The 16,682-nt window shown below is 40.5% G+C and carries 20 protein-coding genes and 1 tRNA gene; 8 read left to right on the plus strand and 13 right to left on the minus strand.

All coding sequences use genetic code 11. The features are described from left to right. Positions 1–809: 809 nt before the first annotated feature. Positions 810–2,423 carry a hypothetical protein gene (locus tag IEW93_RS09360; RefSeq protein WP_188739073.1) on the minus strand — a complete coding sequence of 538 codons (1,614 nt, stop codon included), beginning with the start codon at positions 2,421–2,423 and terminating at the stop codon, positions 810–812. Between the two features lie 104 nt (positions 2,424–2,527). Next, positions 2,528–3,688 carry a tyrosine-type recombinase/integrase gene (locus tag IEW93_RS09365; RefSeq protein WP_188739074.1) on the minus strand — a complete coding sequence of 387 codons (1,161 nt, stop codon included), beginning with the start codon at positions 3,686–3,688 and terminating at the stop codon, positions 2,528–2,530. A gap of 208 nt (positions 3,689–3,896) precedes the next feature. Here IEW93_RS09365 and IEW93_RS09370 point away from each other — a divergent pair, with 208 nt between their 5' ends. Then, complete coding sequence (locus tag IEW93_RS09370) at positions 3,897–4,043, plus strand: hypothetical protein (RefSeq protein WP_188739075.1); 147 nt, start codon at positions 3,897–3,899, stop codon at positions 4,041–4,043. 307 nt (positions 4,044–4,350) lie between these two features. Here the strand turns inward: IEW93_RS09370 and IEW93_RS09375 are convergent, their stop codons facing one another. Further along, positions 4,351–4,590 (minus strand): helix-turn-helix domain-containing protein, encoded by a 240-nt coding sequence (locus IEW93_RS09375; protein ID WP_188739076.1) that lies wholly within the window; start codon positions 4,588–4,590, stop codon positions 4,351–4,353. A 156-nt stretch (positions 4,591–4,746) separates the two neighbouring features. Here IEW93_RS09375 and IEW93_RS09380 point away from each other — a divergent pair, with 156 nt between their 5' ends. Next, the gene (locus tag IEW93_RS09380) at positions 4,747–5,256 is read left to right on the plus strand and encodes a hypothetical protein (protein WP_188739077.1); all 510 of its coding nucleotides are present in this window, start codon (positions 4,747–4,749) and stop codon (positions 5,254–5,256) included. 162 nt (positions 5,257–5,418) lie between these two features. Here the strand turns inward: IEW93_RS09380 and IEW93_RS09385 are convergent, their stop codons facing one another. The 6 genes from IEW93_RS09385 to IEW93_RS09405 form a co-directional block, all read right to left on the minus strand. Beyond that, the gene (locus IEW93_RS09385; protein WP_188739078.1) at positions 5,419–5,829 is read right to left on the minus strand and encodes an Xre family toxin-antitoxin system antitoxin; all 411 of its coding nucleotides are present in this window, start codon (positions 5,827–5,829) and stop codon (positions 5,419–5,421) included. A gap of 163 nt (positions 5,830–5,992) precedes the next feature. Next, complete coding sequence (locus IEW93_RS22000; protein WP_223418315.1) at positions 5,993–6,223, minus strand: GDCCVxC domain-containing (seleno)protein; 231 nt, start codon at positions 6,221–6,223, stop codon at positions 5,993–5,995. Next, on the minus strand, positions 6,205–6,600 hold the full coding sequence (gene merC / locus IEW93_RS09390) for an organomercurial transporter MerC (protein WP_188739079.1): 396 nt from the start codon (positions 6,598–6,600) through the stop codon (positions 6,205–6,207). The genes IEW93_RS22000 and merC overlap by 19 nt, the downstream gene beginning before the upstream one ends. A 67-nt stretch (positions 6,601–6,667) precedes the next feature. Then, positions 6,668–7,045, minus strand: coding sequence for a MerR family transcriptional regulator (locus IEW93_RS09395; protein WP_188739080.1), 378 nt, complete (start codon positions 7,043–7,045; stop codon positions 6,668–6,670). 699 nt (positions 7,046–7,744) lie between these two features. Beyond that, on the minus strand, positions 7,745–9,076 hold the full coding sequence (locus IEW93_RS09400) for a tyrosine-type recombinase/integrase (RefSeq protein ID WP_188739081.1): 1,332 nt from the start codon (positions 9,074–9,076) through the stop codon (positions 7,745–7,747). Positions 9,077–9,163: 87 nt separating this feature from the next. Next, a tRNA-Ser gene (locus IEW93_RS09405) sits at positions 9,164–9,253 on the minus strand. Between the two features lie 308 nt (positions 9,254–9,561). On the opposite strand from IEW93_RS09405, the gene punR reads away from it, so the two are divergent. From punR to IEW93_RS09435, 6 genes are all read left to right on the plus strand, one after another. Further along, the gene (gene punR, locus IEW93_RS09410) at positions 9,562–10,464 is read left to right on the plus strand and encodes a DNA-binding transcriptional activator PunR (protein WP_188739082.1); all 903 of its coding nucleotides are present in this window, start codon (positions 9,562–9,564) and stop codon (positions 10,462–10,464) included. Positions 10,465–10,646: 182 nt separating this feature from the next. After that, positions 10,647–11,306: a Bax inhibitor-1/YccA family protein gene (locus tag IEW93_RS09415; RefSeq protein ID WP_188739083.1), complete on the plus strand. Its 660-nt coding sequence runs from the start codon at positions 10,647–10,649 to the stop codon at positions 11,304–11,306. A gap of 65 nt (positions 11,307–11,371) precedes the next feature. After that, positions 11,372–11,761, plus strand: a complete 390-nt coding sequence (gene tusD / locus IEW93_RS09420) for a sulfurtransferase complex subunit TusD (RefSeq protein WP_188739084.1) — start codon at positions 11,372–11,374, stop codon at positions 11,759–11,761. 17 nt (positions 11,762–11,778) lie between these two features. After that, positions 11,779–12,135 carry a sulfurtransferase complex subunit TusC gene (gene tusC / locus IEW93_RS09425; RefSeq protein WP_188739085.1) on the plus strand — a complete coding sequence of 119 codons (357 nt, stop codon included), beginning with the start codon at positions 11,779–11,781 and terminating at the stop codon, positions 12,133–12,135. Continuing rightward, entirely contained in the window at positions 12,132–12,440 is a 309-nt protein-coding gene (tusB, locus tag IEW93_RS09430) for a sulfurtransferase complex subunit TusB (protein WP_188739086.1), read from the plus strand. The genes tusC and tusB overlap by 4 nt, the downstream gene beginning before the upstream one ends. Beyond that, positions 12,434–12,772: a TusE/DsrC/DsvC family sulfur relay protein gene (locus IEW93_RS09435; protein WP_188739087.1), complete on the plus strand. Its 339-nt coding sequence runs from the start codon at positions 12,434–12,436 to the stop codon at positions 12,770–12,772. The genes tusB and IEW93_RS09435 overlap by 7 nt, the downstream gene beginning before the upstream one ends. A gap of 251 nt (positions 12,773–13,023) precedes the next feature. Here the strand turns inward: IEW93_RS09435 and serS are convergent, their stop codons facing one another. The 4 genes from serS to lolA are packed head-to-tail and all read right to left on the minus strand — an operon-like array spanning position 13,024 to position 16,680. Beyond that, a complete protein-coding gene (serS, locus tag IEW93_RS09440) occupies positions 13,024–14,310 on the minus strand; it encodes a serine--tRNA ligase (protein WP_188739088.1) in 1,287 nt (428 codons plus the stop codon). Positions 14,311–14,328: 18 nt separating this feature from the next. Further along, positions 14,329–14,703 carry a fluoride efflux transporter CrcB gene (gene crcB / locus IEW93_RS09445; protein ID WP_188739089.1) on the minus strand — a complete coding sequence of 125 codons (375 nt, stop codon included), beginning with the start codon at positions 14,701–14,703 and terminating at the stop codon, positions 14,329–14,331. Further along, a complete protein-coding gene (locus tag IEW93_RS09450; protein ID WP_188739090.1) occupies positions 14,696–16,027 on the minus strand; it encodes a replication-associated recombination protein A in 1,332 nt (443 codons plus the stop codon). The genes crcB and IEW93_RS09450 overlap by 8 nt, the downstream gene beginning before the upstream one ends. Positions 16,028–16,035: 8 nt before the next feature. After that, entirely contained in the window at positions 16,036–16,680 is a 645-nt protein-coding gene (gene lolA, locus IEW93_RS09455; RefSeq protein ID WP_188739180.1) for an outer membrane lipoprotein periplasmic chaperone LolA, read from the minus strand. Between the last annotated feature and the right edge of the window lie 2 nt (positions 16,681–16,682).

A 16,682-nucleotide genomic window follows, 5' to 3' on the forward strand; every position in this document is an offset into this window, starting at 1 on the left:
TTGTCTTGATACCTAGGTAAAACTGAGGGATCATCAAATTGATTATTATTCACTTCACTAGGCCTAATTGTTACTCATAACCGATTAGGGTTATTGAAGTATTTCAGCTAATTCAATGCTGCCGTCTTTAGTTGGCTTTTGGGGTTCAAAGGGGATTCCCCTTGCCCGAGTTTATCTCCCATCTTTTTGGAACAAAAAGTGGGAGATAAACGTACCGGGTTACGTACTGGTCCCACATAATTGTGGGCTGCTTTTTGCTTCGCAGTCACTGACTGCGAAGCTGTATTTTTTCGCACTCAACGAGTGCGAAGTTAAGGTCTGTTTAGGCTAAGTCTAAACATTATCACGTTGTAAAAAACAAATGGCCATGCGGGTTTTATACTCTCACCATATACGGTAATTTCATTTCAATACTAATGGGCTTCAAACATACATGTTGTTCAAACCTCAATTTATCAAATCGATATTTTGACTATTTCGCCTCATCCGTTTGCTCTATAAAACGACCACTGACATCTTTAATGCCGCCACTGGCAGCGTAAGTGCCATCTGTGGCAGCAGTGCTGCCAATTAGGGCTCGATAGCGCTATTGCCACAAACTACACTCCATAACTCGATACAAGCATAACCTCATGCCTAGCCGTTAATTTAAGTCTTACACTCTCAGCGATTAATAAAAAATCGGTCATCACTTTATAAAAGTAATGACCAATCCTCTGCTTAATTTGCGAGCAACTTATATTGTATTGACTCTAATCTGATAGAATACCGTTAACGCATCATTAAACGAATATTGAACGCGTGCTTTATCACATATCCAATGAGTCGTTAATCTGACTGTCTTTGCGTGTTAACGCGTTTTCAAGCTCCGTATCGCCCGTATTATTCGCAATTTTTATTAGTATTTTTCGGAGCTCAGCTGGCAAATCTGCACTAAACGCTTTAATGACATATTGCATGAACTCTGCAGCCCCCGATCTTCCTTTAAGTATCAATCGATTATTCATATGCTCTAACATTTTGTGCACTGGTAACAATGCCTGGGTTGTCATCACGCTAAGTCTGTCTAAAATTGATTGTTTTTCAGCTATAGCGTTATCTAATTCTGTGTGTTTTTGCTGTTTAAGCCAAATCGATGCATCTAATTTCTTTTCTTTCTCTACCTTTACGTTCAAACGCTCATCAACTTCTTGTTCAAGCAGCATTTTTTTACTGAGTCTACGCTGCTTTTGTTGAACAACTATCTCAATATCAGATAGTCTTTCTTCTTGCTGAATACATTGTTGTTCAAGTGCGTCATGTTTTATTGTCAAAGCGTCATAACTTTCACTCACGTTAATAATTTTGCTCTCTACATCGTCAAGCACTTGTTTTCGCTCAGAAATTTTATCATCAAAACTTTTAAGCTGAATTTCTAAACTGTTTACATTTTCAAGCAGTCGAGCATGATAGTTGAATGCTCTATCACGCTTAGCCAATTTCGCTTCTCTGCGCATTTGCTTTCGTTTTTCAGATTTACGAACCGATTCCGGATGAAATGCAGCATTGATGTTCTTCGGATGAAAGAGATGTTCGTTGACGAACTCATAGAACATCTCTTGCATATGCTTTGCCACATCGCCTGCCTGCTCATAATTCAAACGTCCAATTTCAGAAAATAAAGTCGCTGACATACCATCACGTTTGAATAGAAACTCATTCACTTTTTTAATTTGTGCGATACGTAAATCGTATTGATGCGTTAAAGCATTTTTCCCCGAAATAAAAGCATGCACATGACCGCCAGTTACTTCACCGGGTAGTCGTTCATCATGATGTAACACCATGAGTTTAATTGGATAATCAGGATAATAACGCTGTAAGAAACTTTTCATTGCGTGCATCATTTCTTCATTGCTCACAATGTCTGTACCTATCTGATTATTTATCGGGATTTTGAATAATAATTCTTCAAAATTGACAGAGTTAAGTGAATTAGGCTTATCTAACAATGTATTGTGGGCTTTGATATAATTCACCAATTGCTCAACTCGCTGAGCTTTACGCTTCATATCAAGCAAATTCAATCGATATGCAGCATGATGCACATTTATTAAGCTATCACTCGAGAAAATTTCATCGACTAACTCAATACCTTTCTTGCAAAAATGACCTGCCTTTATCCACTCTTTAAGTTTGTTTTTTGAGCGTGCTTTGTCTTGCCCCAATTTACGCGCATCAGCACTCTTCATTGTTTCGGGTTGCAAAATTTCGAACATCATTTGCTCTCTTTGCTCTTGTGAAAAGTTATCTAGAGGGACAATTCCATCAGGGGTATCAATCAAATTAGTGTGCGATAGCGAGCTATCCCATTCAATTTCGATCTCATTCTTTGAGCGCATCAGCTTCTGTGACTTAGTCAAATACTTTTGTTTAAGCGCCATTTCTTCTGTGAGACGTAATGAATGAAACAAGGTAGCTTTGCCAGCTCTGCGCCCCTTGTCATTAAATGCATAGTTAACAAATGCAAAGAAGAGAGTCGTTAATCTCATATCAACATCTCCCCAACATTCTGACTTAAAAGCATTTTTAGATGCTGTGTGATTAAATGAGGGTGACTAATGAGCAGTTGTGATAATTGTTGCTCTGAAAGCTGAATATCAGCTCCTGTTGGAGTATTTGAAGGTGCAGGTAATTCTGATGCGCAGGTATTTACTGTTGCTTGCTCAAATGCCTGTATTGGCGTAAATATCCCTTGAAACTGCTGCTCAACTTTATTAACAAAGTCTGGTGCATCTGCACACATCCACCTCGCGTAGTGAATATCAATCATGGCAGTGCTTTCGTGTCCCATTTGCCTTGCCAGCCATTCTTTTGAGATGCCTGATGTCAGGGCTTGACTTGCAAACGTATGTCGCAGCTGTCCGGCTCCGCGGTGCTTCACTTTTGCAGATGCTAAAAATGGTGTAAAAAACGTTTTGTTAAATTGTTTTGCGCTAATGAAAGGTTGATTCGTCTGAGTGTTGTAGAAAACGAGTGATAAATTTTCTATTTTTTTCGTTTTATTGTCGCGTTGAAGCACTGATATTTTTCTAGCTTTTCGATGTCCAGTTATCAGTTTTTGTTGTGTTAATATACTAATAGCAGAAGCACATAACTCAACTGTACGTTGAGAACCTGGGGTTTTTGGAGTTTTATATTGCTTATCAACTAACGCGATTTTGACTTTGAGTTTTGCATTAATAAAGTCAATATCTTCCCAGCTTATTGCCAACAACTCACTTATCCGAAGCCCAGTTAGGGCGCATAACTGAAAAGCATTTTTCCCTGACAAACAAAGCACTTCTGTTTGTGCTAACGCTGTTAATTCAGCTCGAGAGAAAGGATTAGGCTCTGCGTGACAAACCGATAGATTTTGAACACCATCCATTGGATTTCTAACGATTACTCCATCTCGAGACGCATTGTTAAATATTGCACGCAAAATGATATAAAACTCATTTATCGACTTGTTTGCATAGCTTTTATGCAATTTTTGACGCAGCTGAATGATGTCACTATGAGTGACAGAATCAATATAGCGCTGTCCAATCAATTTAATGATTTTTGATGCTTTACAACGCTCAGAACGTAAAGTCGATGGTGCGACTTCGTGTACTCTTGAAGATAAATATTGCTTCACATAATGTGAGACTGTTAAATCTTTCATTGCTTAACCTTGGCGAGTCTTTGCCCGCTTTTCTTAAGCGAAGATTAACATATCCTTGAACATATACAATACTAAAAAATATAAAAACTTTATATATTTCAATTGCTTATATACATCCAACATTTTAAAAAGTCAATATTACAACGTCATGAACAAAATAAAACATTACATAATCACAGTGTTAAATGTCATAGCGAACACGTTTAACATGACTGAAATCATCGACAAAATTTATATTATGAGTAAATTATTTTTTGAATATGTAGAAAAAAAGGCTGAGGAGGAGGAAGCATCAACGGTTCGTCATGACACAGTAATGTTGCCGACATTATTGAGCTATCATCGCATGCAGTAACTTAGTCAACTTTACAGTCATCACTTTCAATACAAACAAAGTATCGCTAAATGACATTGTGTGTTGATGGGCAAAAATTATATTTGGCAGCTTTACCCACCTTAGCCGTTTATCTTGTGCTTAAGTGGCTTTTGCAAGTTTGAATCATAAATAAAAAGCATTGATAATCGATATACCGCAAAATACTGTCATAGAGTTGTTCTAGACGTGCTTCGATAAGATTATTCTCGTAACTGCATTACGCAGCATATCGCCTCTTCTAAGGTTAAATAAACCTTCACTTTACTCAACAATCTTGTGTCTCAAGCTATTCAACCTCGAGTAAGATCGCTTTCTCGTCTGGGATTAAATCATGCACTGAGCATTCAAGAATCGCTGCAATAACATACACTTTCTCTAAGCTGATGCTTTTCTCACCGCGCTCTACGATACCAATATAGTTGAGGCTAAAGCCGCATTGCTGTGACAGGTCTTTCTGAAGTATGTCTTTTTCTTTTCTTTTTTCTGCGAGTTTTTTTCCAAACTCAATCGCAATCTTTTTTTTCATTCTTATCTTGTAGATTAAATTAAAACACACTATAGTGTGTTTTGTGGTGATTAATCACTTAGCTAATATCAGTTTGCCGCTGCCTTATTAGCTAAACGCTCGCCCAGGGATGCTAGCATCCCTGGGTTTATTTACTCACAACTCGAATCCTTCAAAATGACACAAGTTGATTTTATAGACATTATTAATAAACATTGCCCCGTCGTGTTTACTACGGAATATTTGTTACAAGCCCTTATCTATACGTATGAGACTGAAGATGCTGCCATTCTTCGAAAATGCATGCATAACCACTTGTATCAATTAGAAAAACACCGCTTTGTGAAACGGCTTTCTCCTAAAAGAAGTCGCAACGCACAATATGAACAACGATTCAGTCTACAAGCCCCAATTCATATGCAGCCCAAAAGGCCAGACGGTACTTTACATAAGCACACTGATAATCAGAGCATGGTAAAAAACCACTATAATGTACTTCAGCAACATATCAAGCAGTTAACACATAAACTCAATGCTTTTAAATTGCTTAGTCATAAGTTTCATTTATATAGCCCCATCATCAATGGCAAAATCAAGGTGTTAGATACCGAGCTATATGCAAAAGGCATTGAGCTCAATGCCGTCAATGAATTGATAGATGAAATCAAAAAGTGCAGTAGAGGTTGAACGTAAGTTAGCAAAAGTGATTATTGACTAAACTATACTATACTATTCGCACCGTAGGGGAAATCGTCATTAGGCTAACGGCATTTGCCGTTGAAAATGTTGGGTGGAATAGAGCTTGGTAATTAAAATTGTCGTCAAGGCGCTGTAAAGTCACCGGCGTTGTTACGCTGTCATGCCATAAGATAACTTAATTATCGTCGCATTAATCATGTCCAAACCGATAATGGTATCTAGCAGCGTTATCGGTTGTTGATTAGCAAACGCCTGGTTGGGTGTCTTTAGCCATAAAAGCATTCTATCTTGCGTACCAAAGTACTCTGTTCCTGCTTGAATAGTACTGATGAGCATCAACACACGCTCGGTCGCGATGGCTGGCAACAGCTTATCGTAAAGTCTTAATTTTACCCCTAATACTGTTTCTAATTCACGCCTAGATAAACCCGTAAACGTCATCGCATTAGCTAGCATGTCAGCGGTTACCCCCTGCCGAATAAGCTCTATATCGCTATATGAGTCACGATTAAGGTGCTCGATGCTTGTACCAACCAATACTGAAAACGCTTCATTTAACATATAGAGCAACTCCAACAGAAAATGGTATTTGATAGCAGTATAAGTGAAATTCAAAAGCCTGAAGACCTAATTTATTAATGCATCAATAAGGTTAAACTTCGTGTATTGCTTCAAACACATTTTTGGACAGAAATGCGTTAGATCTAATACCTAATTTAGGCCATTAAGAGGCTGTCACTGAGCTCATACAACAGCTTTGTCCTTCTTGAATTGGTGGACATTTAACTGTTCCATAGGAGCAAAATACACAACAGTCGCCCGTCAAGGGCTTTAGAAGAACTTTGCAAGATTCACATTCATAATACCACTGGCAAGCGTTGGTTGGCATTTTTTCAGTTTTACTGAAGCCGCATTCAGGGCAAGTAATGGTAGAATTTAACTCAATATTTTGCATGTTTGCTCCTTCAAAGGTTTAACAATGTCTAATACGGACATGACAATCATCAAACAAATACCTACATAGAATAAATAAGTGCTCCAATCGTATTGCCATAACGGATAGAGGGTTAACAAAACCGCTATAGGGCCAATAACTCCAAGAGTACCTCTCGTATGATTTTTGTTTTTATACCAGTTATACAAATTTGCCAACAATGCCAGTGTTGCAAATATAGGTAATACGGTATTTACAGCAATCCCCTCAAAGTGAGAGAGAAAGCCTAATCCCAATGCTGATGATAATGAGCCTAGAGCAGGAAAACACCCTGTGCAACTAAGGGCTGCAATCCAAACTCCACCTGAGCCAACTTTATCTAAAATCTTATTAATCATTTTTTGAACATCTAACTTTATTTGAATGATTTGAGTGTAAACTCCGTAGGTAGATACGGAGTCAATACTATTTTAGCGAATCTATTATTGGGCAGTGAGATTGGTCGTTATTGTTGCGGCATGAATTAGTCATTTCTTTTATGACGACTTCTAAACGTTGAAGGTCATCTATCTTACTTTGAATTATGCTCAATTTCTGCAAGCTTAGAGACTCAACTTTGGCACAATCGCCATCCATTGACATCAACGAAGCCACTTCTTTTAGAGTAAAGCCAAGTGCTTTGGCCTTACTAATGAATTGTAATTGTTTAGTGATCGAGTCGTCATACACACGATAACCATTTTGAGGTTTTTGAGGCTGATTTATCAAGCCTTCTCGCTCATAAAACCGTATAGTTTCTATGCCTAAATCAAGTTCTTTAGCCAACTTGCCTATTGTTCTCATCGTCTGACCACAAAATCAACTTTAATCATGACATGAGTATATCAATACGAATTATAATTGCTCGAATTACAATGAGTGCTTTCCGCTCAAAGCTGCCGTCAACATACACTATGCCTTAGTCAGACTTCACGTCAATTGTTTTGGAATAGATATGCAAAAGTGAGATCTGGCAGGAATTGCTACAAGATGAACGCTTTTGGGAGTTTCCTTTCATCGTTTCTTTGCGGCCACGCATGAGAAAATGTAGAACGAATTGAAGCGATATTTATCAGCCGAAAATCTCGCTAGCAAGGTTTGGGGCATAAACGTTTTAGCTGGTTTCATGCAGAATCCCTATATATCTCCCAAAATAGAGATACAGTTAAAACTACTTACTCACTCTTTTATACAAACTAATTTCGCTCTCAGTGAGAGCGAAAAGGTTTGTTTCGCACTACCCTATAGCTGATGAGTGCTGGGTTGCAGAGCATTTATGACAATCTATTAAAAAAGCAATGTTTGAAACGCTTGTTTGATTTATAAGTTTTTCTTCGCACTCACTGACTGCGAGCCATTTTCAATAACATTATATTTCGCTCTCTGCTGTAGCGAAATAATTACAGCTTTGGCAGTATTTGTGCCTCAACTGACACTGTTACTGCCAATCGAGACAGATTGTTAATTTAGGTTTAAAGTTTATTTATTAACCACACCCGATCATCAAATTTGATATTCAATTCTCTCAATATCCTTAAGCAATGCGGCAACGTTTATATCTTTGCCGTAACGACTGAAAGTGATGTTGGGATTAGCGTGGCCAACGATTTGCGCCACGATGTGCTCGCTGATATCTAATTGCTTCATTTCATCAATAAACGTGTGCCTAAGGCTGTATGCGGTTGGACGCTTATTCGCTTGCATGCCGATTTCGGTTTGAAGCTTAGCGAGCTGTTTACAGTAGGTTTTTGACCAATCTTCAATGATGCCAACAGGTTTATAGTCAAACAGCTGTATTTGTTGTGTTTTGCGTTGAGTCACAAAGGCCATAAAGCCTTGTTCGAGTAATGCACTATGAATTGGTACATAGCGCTTAGCATTGATGTTTTTTATTCGTTGCCCTGCACCGCTGTCATCAACGCTTATGCAGTCAACGCCATCTACTTGCTTGATATCACTTAATAACAGCTGGCACGCTTCAGATGGCCTTAAACCGCCATAAAGCATCATGAGTGTGACCCACTTAAAATCGTCGGTTGAGTCGTTAAATGCAGTCGAGCGTATTAATCGTTTTAATTCAGATGCAGTCCAGCGGTTGCGACCTTGATTCGCTTTGGCTTTCGGTTTTTGACCGACGGTGACACTTTCGAATGGGTTGTGATTTGAGTAGTTCATTAGCTGACACCATTTAAAGAACTGAAATATGGCGGCTAAGTATTCTTTATTGCTTTTGTAGCTTCGGCCTTGAGTCAGCAACTCATCGCGATAGGTCATCGCATCAGCGCTGGTGATATCGTGCACACATTTATCATCAGTTTTAAACTTGGTTTTAAGAGCGGATTTTGATGATACGGTATCAATAAAATGTCGAGTACGCTGCTCAAGCTGCTTAATAGATAGAGGTCTGATGGCTGATTTTTGTTTTGAAATAATAAATGCGCTTAATGCTTCGTTTAACCCAATAACAGGCTTTGCTTGCGCAACAGCTGTGGTTTCACGATATTCCGACAACTTAGTGTCTCTGATTGGAATGGAATGAGGTTTTTGCGTGGTGTTGAACGTAATATCAGAATCATCAGCATCAAACTGAGCTCTAAGATGGTTAATGACTTCATCGACGTAACGAATAAAGTCGTTAATACGTGTTTGATGGTCAATAGACTTGATGATTTTTTTGAGTGTTCCGGCAACATCAATGTTGCGGATAACCGCTTCTGCTCTGTCACGAGTCAGTAAGGAGACTTTTACGTCAAAGGGGAAGCCCTTGTCGCGTAAATATTTGGATAAACAGATACGTGTAAAGTATACGTTGTTGGGTGCTCGATAAAGATACATTGTCTGAGTCAATCCTTATGGAGAGCCCCTCAAACGCCAGAAACAAAAAAAGCCGTTGATAATCAACGGCTTTTCTCGTATTTAATGTGGCGGAGGGATAGGGATTTGAACCCTAGAACGGGGTAAACCGTTGCCGGTTTTCAAGACCGGTGCATTCGACCACTCTGCCATCCCTCCGAGCGGGCGAATAATATGACAATGACCGTTTTGTGTAAAGCGTAAATTGCAAATAACCTATCAACTGCTTAATAAACACTCAGCCATTTACCTTTGCTGCCCTAGAACTAATTATTGTTATCATCTGAAAAGTGAATGCGCTCCACTTCTTTAGGTGCCTTATTTGGGCAGTGTGTATGTAAAACACAGTAAATCACATAACCAACTGCGAGATAAAACAGCTGATAACCTAGACTCTGCTTGATTTGATTTCGCTTAATGATTACCTTTAACAGCAAGTATTTATAAACTATGCCAAGGATAGCGTAATGCTTTCAGAACAAGCATTCGAGATGATCGACATTGTTGCCAGAGTGGGTAGTTTTACCGCTGCGGCCAACAAAATGAATAAAGTTCCTTCTGCTGTTAGTTATGCCGTTAAACAAATTGAAGATGACCTTGGCGTTATCTTATTTGAACGTCATCATCGCAGTGTCAGTTTAACGCCTGCGGGTGAGCATTTTGTTGCGCAGTCACGTGAAATAATGACCAAGCTTAACAACATAAAACGTGACACCCAGAAAGTCGCTAATGGTTGGCGCCCTTCGTTGTCGATTGCCATTGATAACATGGTGCGTGCCGACAAAATCAGTGTGTTAATTGCCGACTTTTATCGCCACTTTACTGATATTGAATTAATCATTCGACTTGAAGTGTATAACGGGGTGTGGGAGTCGTTGTCGACAGGAAAGAGTGATATAGCCATTGGTGCAACGTCAACTATCCCTGTTGGTGGTGTGTTTAAATTTAGAGACATGGGTATGATCCCTTGGCGCTTTTTGGTGAGTAAAAACCATCCTTTAGCTAAAGCGGAACACTTACTCACTGATGCCGAGTTATTGCCCTACCCATCTATTTGCTTGCAAGATACTGCCAGTAATATTGCTCATAGACCCAATTGGCTGCTTAACAATCAACGCCGCATTGTGGTGCCTGATTGGATCCGCGCATTAAACTGTTTTCGTGAAGGTTTAGGTATTGGCTATATGCCTTACCATTTAGCTGATGTGTTTATTAAAGCAGGTGCATTAATTGAAAAACAATTAGACAAACCAAAACAAGATACCGCCTGTTGCTTAGCCTGGAATAGCGCCAATATGACACCGGCAATGCAATGGGTGTTGGATTATTTAGGTGATACGCCCAAGCTTAAAAAAGAATGGTTAAGCTAAAAGAAGCTATTGAAGATGATAAGGTTATATTAATCTTAACTTTATGGTAACGTAGCGCCATTAATCGATGTGATAAATTAATTTATATTTAATGTACATTGCTTACGCTGGATTTAATGTCAGAGTGAAAATAATAGGTTTTCACCTTGAACAAATCATTGAGTTAATCTCAGGAGACAATAATGAGCCAACAATCCGTTTTATCACCTAGTCTATCGACTACTGAAGTCAATAAACTGCTAAAAAACACTTATATGCTACTGTCTATGACATTGGCATTTGCCGCTGTAATGGCTGGTTTAAGCATGCTGTTTGAAATTGGTCGCTGGCCTTCACTCGGTTTATCCATTGGTGGTTTAGTATTGTTGTTTGTGACTTTGAAAAAAGCTGACACTGCCGCGGGTCTTTTTTGGGTATTTGCCTTTACCGGTATGGAAGGTGCGTCACTGGGTTATATTCTTAACCATTATGCTGGCATGGCTAACGGCCCAGGGCTTATTATGCAAGCGCTTGGTTTAACGTCGGTTATCTTTGTTGCCTTATCGGCTTATGCTCTCACCACCAAAAAAGATTTCTCGTTTATGGGCGGGTTCTTATTTGCAGGTATGCTGGTGATGATTGGCGCATTAGTGATTAATTTATTTGTGCAAAGCTCTGTGATGTTTATGGCGATGAACGCGGGTATTGCGCTATTGATGACCGGTTTTATTTTATACGACACTAGCCGTATCGTGAACGGCGGCGAAACCAATTACATCCGCGCAACTGTGTCGCTGTTTTTAGATTTCTTAAACTTATTTATGAGCCTTTTACATTTAATGGGTATGGGCAACGACGATTAATCGCCGATAGAGTTCAGCGTTAAATTACGATAAAATGGCCCTAATTTAGGGTCATTTTTTTTATCATGAGCAAATTCATTATTCAGGTTAACGGCAGTGTTTACGGTACCAGTGCCAGTTTTAGAGCATTGTCTTTTTGCCAACATGCACTCGCCAATGGCCATGACATTATCACGGTATTTTTTTACCAAGACGGCGTGACCAACAGCAATGCCCTTACCTGCCCAGCTTCTGACGAAATAGACATGCATGCAAAATGGCAAGCCTTTGCACAGCAATACAACATCACACTCACTAATTGCGTATCGGCCGCGCTTCGCCGTGGGGTTCTGTCGCAACAAGAAGCTGTTGAAAATGGTAAAAAGCATTGGAATAGTGATGAGACCTTTACCATGGGCGGCTTAGGTGAGTTAGTCGTTGGCATAGAAAAAGCCGATCGTTTAATCAGCTTTTAAAATCGATAGGATAAATAATGAAATCTGTGGCCATTGTATTTCGCCATGCCCCCTTTGGAGCCACTAGTGGCCGTGAAGGATTAGATTTAGCCATGCTTAGCGCCAGCTTTGAACAACAAGTCAGTCTCATTTTTACTGATGAAGCGGTGTTGCACCTTATTGGCGGACAAACCCCAGAGCAAGCTGGAGCAAAGGATTATTTATCCGCGCTAAAAGCACTGCCGTTATATGATATTGATACGGTTTTAGTGTGTAGCGATTCGATGCAGCTATTAGGGCTCAAAGCCAGCGAACTCAATATTGAGGCTGAAGTGGTGAGTGCCGATGTGATCACCAAAACACTGCAAGCGGTTGATGAGGTATTCGTATTTTGATTTTGCATCATATTCAAACGTCAGTAACAACCGACAACGCACTCGCTACCTGTTTACGCTTTATTCACCCTAGCGACAGCATTATACTGGCTGGCGATGCAGTTAACTGTTTATTGCAAATGCTATGGCAACAACGGTTAGCCTCGGTTAACGTATTTATACTGCAAGACGACGTGCACGCACGTGGCTTACAACAGCATATAGAAACAATTGCGACGCGTATGTCGCCTGAGCTTTTTCATATTATTGATTACTCATCATTTGTTGAGCAATCGCTTAAGCATAACAAGGTCATCACTTGGTAAACTCTTTTGAATTTAACGGTCAGCAAATTGAAGTTGATCATCAAGGTTATTTAAAAAATGTCGCGGATTGGCAAGAGTCGATGGCGCCAGTTATTGCGGCAACTGAAAACATTGAACTCACAGAACAACATTGGGAAGTGATTCGGTTTGTGCGCAATTTCTACTTAGAATACAAAACTAGCCCGGCTATCAGAGTATTAGTAAAAGCCATTGGCCAAAGCTTGGGCGCAGATAAAGGCAACTCTAAATACCTTTATACTTTATTTCCTGTCGGCCCTGCCAAACAAGCCACTAAAATTGCTGGACTGCCCAAACCGGCTAAGTGTTTATAGATAAAAAAGCCCAGTTAGCTTATGTTAACTGGGCTTTACGTTATGACTATGGAACCATATTATCTACAAAAATGAGTACAACTTGAGCAAGCAGTACCATTACTAAAATAACAAAAAACATTCCAATTGAAGACGATACAAATTTTCCGTTATTACGCTGACCATTAGCCACCGCGAGTTACCTTTTACAATACCCAACAACAAAACAAACTGAGATAAGTGCCTCAAGTATAGGTACTTAACTAAAGTGCTTAGCCAATAACACTCAAACCACCCATGTATGGACGCAATACTTCAGGTACAGTAATGGTGCCATCTTGGTTTTGGTAGTTTTCTAGCACGGCCACTAATGTGCGGCCAACTGCTAGGCCAGAGCCGTTTAGTGTGTGTAATAATGCTGGTTTATTGTCTACCTTGCTGCGGTATCTGGCTTGCATTCTACGCGCCTGGAAATCTTTCATGTTTGAACACGATGAAATTTCACGATACGTATTTTGTGCAGGTAACCACACTTCAATATCAAACGTTTTGCTCGAACCAAAACCCATGTCACCGGTGCACAACACCATTGTGCGGTGCGGTAAACCCAATAACTGCAATACTTTTTCAGCGTGAGCGGTAATTTCGTCTAGTGCTGCCATGGATTGATCTGGGTGAGCAATTTGCACTAGCTCCACTTTATCAAACTGATGCTGGCGAATTAAGCCACGGGTATCACGACCGTATGAACCTGCTTCGCTTCTGAAACATGAGGTTAATGCTGTCATTTTCATTGGCAATTCGCTTTCATCCACAATCATGTCGCGCACATAGTTAGTTAATGGCACTTCAGCGGTAGGAATAAGCGATAACCCTTGGCCTTCTTCAGTAGCCGGTTTAGTGTGAAATAAGTCTTCACCAAACTTAGGTAACTGGCCCGTGCCAAGTAAGCTGTCTTCGTTCACTAATAACGGCACGTAAGCTTCTGTGTAACCGTGTTCGTTAGTGTGAAGGTCTAGCATAAACTGACCTAGAGCACGGTTTAAACGGGCAATTTGGCCGCGCATAATAATAAAACGAGAGCCTGTAATTTTAACTGCACTTTTAAAATCTAATCCACCAAGCGCTTCGCCAAGGTCTAAATGATCTTTTACTTCAAAATCAAATACCTTAGGGGTGCCCCAACGTCGTACTTCAACGTTTTCGGTTTCATCTTTACCTACTGGCACAGACTCGTCTGGCAAGTTAGGTACGCTCATGGCGATTAAGTTGATTTGTTGTAAAAGCTCAGCAAGCTCGGCTTTTTTCGCGTCTAACTGAGCACCCAAATCCCCTACTTGCGCCATAATGGAGCTGGTGTCTTCGCCGCGTGCTTTAGCTTGGCCAATCGACTTAGAAATTGCGTTACGCGACGCTTGTAAGTCTTCGGTTTCTACTTGAAGCGATTTACGCTTTTCTTCAAGCTTGGTCAAATTATCAACATCAAGAATAAAACCACGAGTGGCTAAACGCTCGGCAGTGACTTCCAGTTCATTACGCAAAAATTTTGGATCTAGCATGTTGTCAGTTCTTTTTAGTTAAACGCGAGAAAATACAAGTTGTTGACCAATGTACACCATAAAAAGACACAAGGTGACATTCAACAACACATTTAAAACAGCCTTATGCCAGTGGCCTTCCTGGAGCAGCAATAAGGTTTCATTTGAGAAAGTCGAAAACGTAGTTAACGCACCTAACAGACCAACGCCAATTAGGGCTTTAATTTCTGGGCTTACATGACTCAGTTGCCCGAGCGCATATACCACACCCATTAAAAACGATCCCAATAAATTGACTAACAGTGTACCAAAAGGAAAACTGCTTCCAAATAGCTGGATCATAAATATTGACAGAAGATAGCGTAAAACTGCACCAATTGAGCCGCCTAACGCCACAAGCAACACATTAGTCATAACGCTTAACCTCACTTTGCCGATCAAGCTCATTAAGTTGGGCGAGTTTATCTTGAATGCGTTTCTCAAATCCACGATTAGTGGGTTGATAAAATTGGCTATCTTGCAAAGACTGTGGAAAGTAGTTTTCGCCCGCGGCAAAAGCGCCTGGTTCGTTATGGGCATAACGGTATTCTTTACCAAAGCCAATTTCTTTCATTAACTGAGTTGGGGCATTACGAAGGTGATTAGGTACCGGTTCGTGACCAGTTTGTTTCGCTAACTCACGGGCAGCGTTAAAAGCGATGTAAACTGCATTACTTTTAGGCGCGCTTGCCAGGTAAAGAATGGCTTGAGCAATGGCGCGCTCACCTTCTGCAGGTCCCACTCTGTGATAACAATCCCACGCATTAAGTGCAACAGTCATGGCCACTGGGTCGGCATTGCCTATGTCTTCAGATGCAATTGCCAGTAGGCGTCTTGCGACATACAGTGCATCACCGCCACCTTCTAATATGCGGCAAAACCAATATAAGGCCGCATCGGGCGCTGAGCCTCTAACAGATTTATGCACAGCAGAGATTAAATCGTAAAATTGATCACCATTTTTGTCGTAACCCGCCGCTTGATGGCCAGCCACTTGAGTGAGCATATCAGAGGTAAACTCGCCGCCGTCGCTCACCAAATCACTCATGAGTTCCAGCAAATTAAGGGCTTTACGAGCATCGCCTTCACTAATGTCTGCCAATTGCTTGGCAACTTGCTCAGGCAAGGTTAACTGGCGTTTACCATAGCCGCGTTCAATATCATTAAGTGCCTGGGCAACAATTAATTGGATTTCGTCGCTGGTTAAGCGGTTTATCAGATAAACCCGTGCTCGCGATAATAATGCATTGTTGATTTCAAATGAGGGATTTTCGGTTGTGGCACCAATAAAAATGACCGTACCGTCTTCAATAAACGGTAAAAAGGCATCTTGTTGGCTTTTATTAAAGCGGTGTACTTCATCGACAAAGAGTAAGGTGCGCTGGCCACGACTTTGAGCAATGGCTTTAGCTTGTTCAATGGCGGCGCGAATGTCTTTTACACCTGAGGTAACCGCTGAGATACGCTCAACATGAGCATTAGCGTAATGTGCTATCAGCTCTGCTAAGGTGGTTTTACCTGTACCTGGAGGCCCCCACAATAACATTGAGTGTGCCCGATTTGCCTCTAGCGCTTTTCGCAGCGGCTGGCCTTCACCAAGCAAATGCGCTTGGCCTATATATTCACTGATGTCCCTTGGTCGCATTCGTGCAGCCAAGGGCCTAAAATCAGGTGCAAAATCAAACCCTAAATTAGCCATTGACCGACTTACTTAACTTGCTTTAAACGTTGATCATCAATGTCGACATTGTCTGGCACTGCAAATTTAAACAACGACTTTTCTGCAGGAGTGACAGCACGTTGAGCTGACAATTGAAATTGGCTTAAATTGCCTTGCTCATCGGTCAGGTTAAACTGGGTTAACAGTGCGGCTTTAAAGCACACACTCACGGCCACTACACTGCTATTGAGTTTTTTTGGCTGAATATCAAAACAATTAGATTGTGCATCATTTTGACGTTTTATAACTGTGTATTTATTCCATGTTTCATCGTCGCGATGAACCAATAATGCCATAGGTGATGCATCAACGGCTTGCGATACATCCATTACGGTGACTTCTTCGGCAAAGGGATTATATACCCATAAATTTGCACCATCGGCAACAATCAATGACTCATCAGGCTCTGTTAAGTGCCAATAAAACTGATTGGGATAGGCCAATGCAAACACACCATTTCCACTTTGGATAGGCTTGTTATTGATGTCGGTCACTTGCTGAGAAAATGTAGCATGCAAATTGTCAACTTTAGCTAATTTAGCACGTAACTCTGAGGCATCATCGGCCCTTGCAGCAAGCGATAGCAGGCTTGTGGCTAATAATAGGCCTAACACTGTAATACGTTTGTTCATCA

This window comes from Shewanella inventionis (assembly GCF_014641855.1).
GTDB lineage: Bacteria > Pseudomonadota > Gammaproteobacteria > Enterobacterales > Shewanellaceae > Shewanella > Shewanella inventionis.

Bases quoted from the DNA above. Each gene is read 5' to 3' on its own strand.
- IEW93_RS09385 (WP_188739078.1), bottom strand. From the start codon at position 5,829: ATGTTAAATGAAGCGTTTTCAGTATTGGTTGGTACAAGCATCGAGCAC.
- IEW93_RS09400 (WP_188739081.1), bottom strand. From the start codon at position 9,076: ATGTATCTTTATCGAGCACCCAACAACGTATACTTTACACGTATCTGT.
- IEW93_RS09365 (WP_188739074.1), bottom strand. From the start codon at position 3,688: ATGAAAGATTTAACAGTCTCACATTATGTGAAGCAATATTTATCTTCA.
- IEW93_RS09415 (WP_188739083.1), top strand. From the start codon at position 10,647: ATGAGCCAACAATCCGTTTTATCACCTAGTCTATCGACTACTGAAGTC.
- IEW93_RS09450 (WP_188739090.1), bottom strand. From the start codon at position 16,027: ATGGCTAATTTAGGGTTTGATTTTGCACCTGATTTTAGGCCCTTGGCT.
- serS (WP_188739088.1), bottom strand. From the start codon at position 14,310: ATGCTAGATCCAAAATTTTTGCGTAATGAACTGGAAGTCACTGCCGAG.
- lolA (WP_188739180.1), bottom strand. From the start codon at position 16,680: ATGAACAAACGTATTACAGTGTTAGGCCTATTATTAGCCACAAGCCTG.
- crcB (WP_188739089.1), bottom strand. From the start codon at position 14,703: ATGACTAATGTGTTGCTTGTGGCGTTAGGCGGCTCAATTGGTGCAGTT.
- IEW93_RS09395 (WP_188739080.1), bottom strand. From the start codon at position 7,045: ATGAGAACAATAGGCAAGTTGGCTAAAGAACTTGATTTAGGCATAGAA.
- IEW93_RS09375 (WP_188739076.1), bottom strand. From the start codon at position 4,590: ATGAAAAAAAAGATTGCGATTGAGTTTGGAAAAAAACTCGCAGAAAAA.
- tusC (WP_188739085.1), top strand. From the start codon at position 11,779: ATGAAATCTGTGGCCATTGTATTTCGCCATGCCCCCTTTGGAGCCACT.
- tusD (WP_188739084.1), top strand. From the start codon at position 11,372: ATGAGCAAATTCATTATTCAGGTTAACGGCAGTGTTTACGGTACCAGT.
- punR (WP_188739082.1), top strand. From the start codon at position 9,562: ATGCTTTCAGAACAAGCATTCGAGATGATCGACATTGTTGCCAGAGTG.
- IEW93_RS09360 (WP_188739073.1), bottom strand. From the start codon at position 2,423: ATGGCGCTTAAACAAAAGTATTTGACTAAGTCACAGAAGCTGATGCGC.
- merC (WP_188739079.1), bottom strand. From the start codon at position 6,600: ATGATTAATAAGATTTTAGATAAAGTTGGCTCAGGTGGAGTTTGGATT.
- IEW93_RS22000 (WP_223418315.1), bottom strand. From the start codon at position 6,223: ATGCAAAATATTGAGTTAAATTCTACCATTACTTGCCCTGAATGCGGC.
- IEW93_RS09370 (WP_188739075.1), top strand. From the start codon at position 3,897: ATGACTGAAATCATCGACAAAATTTATATTATGAGTAAATTATTTTTT.
- IEW93_RS09380 (WP_188739077.1), top strand. From the start codon at position 4,747: ATGACACAAGTTGATTTTATAGACATTATTAATAAACATTGCCCCGTC.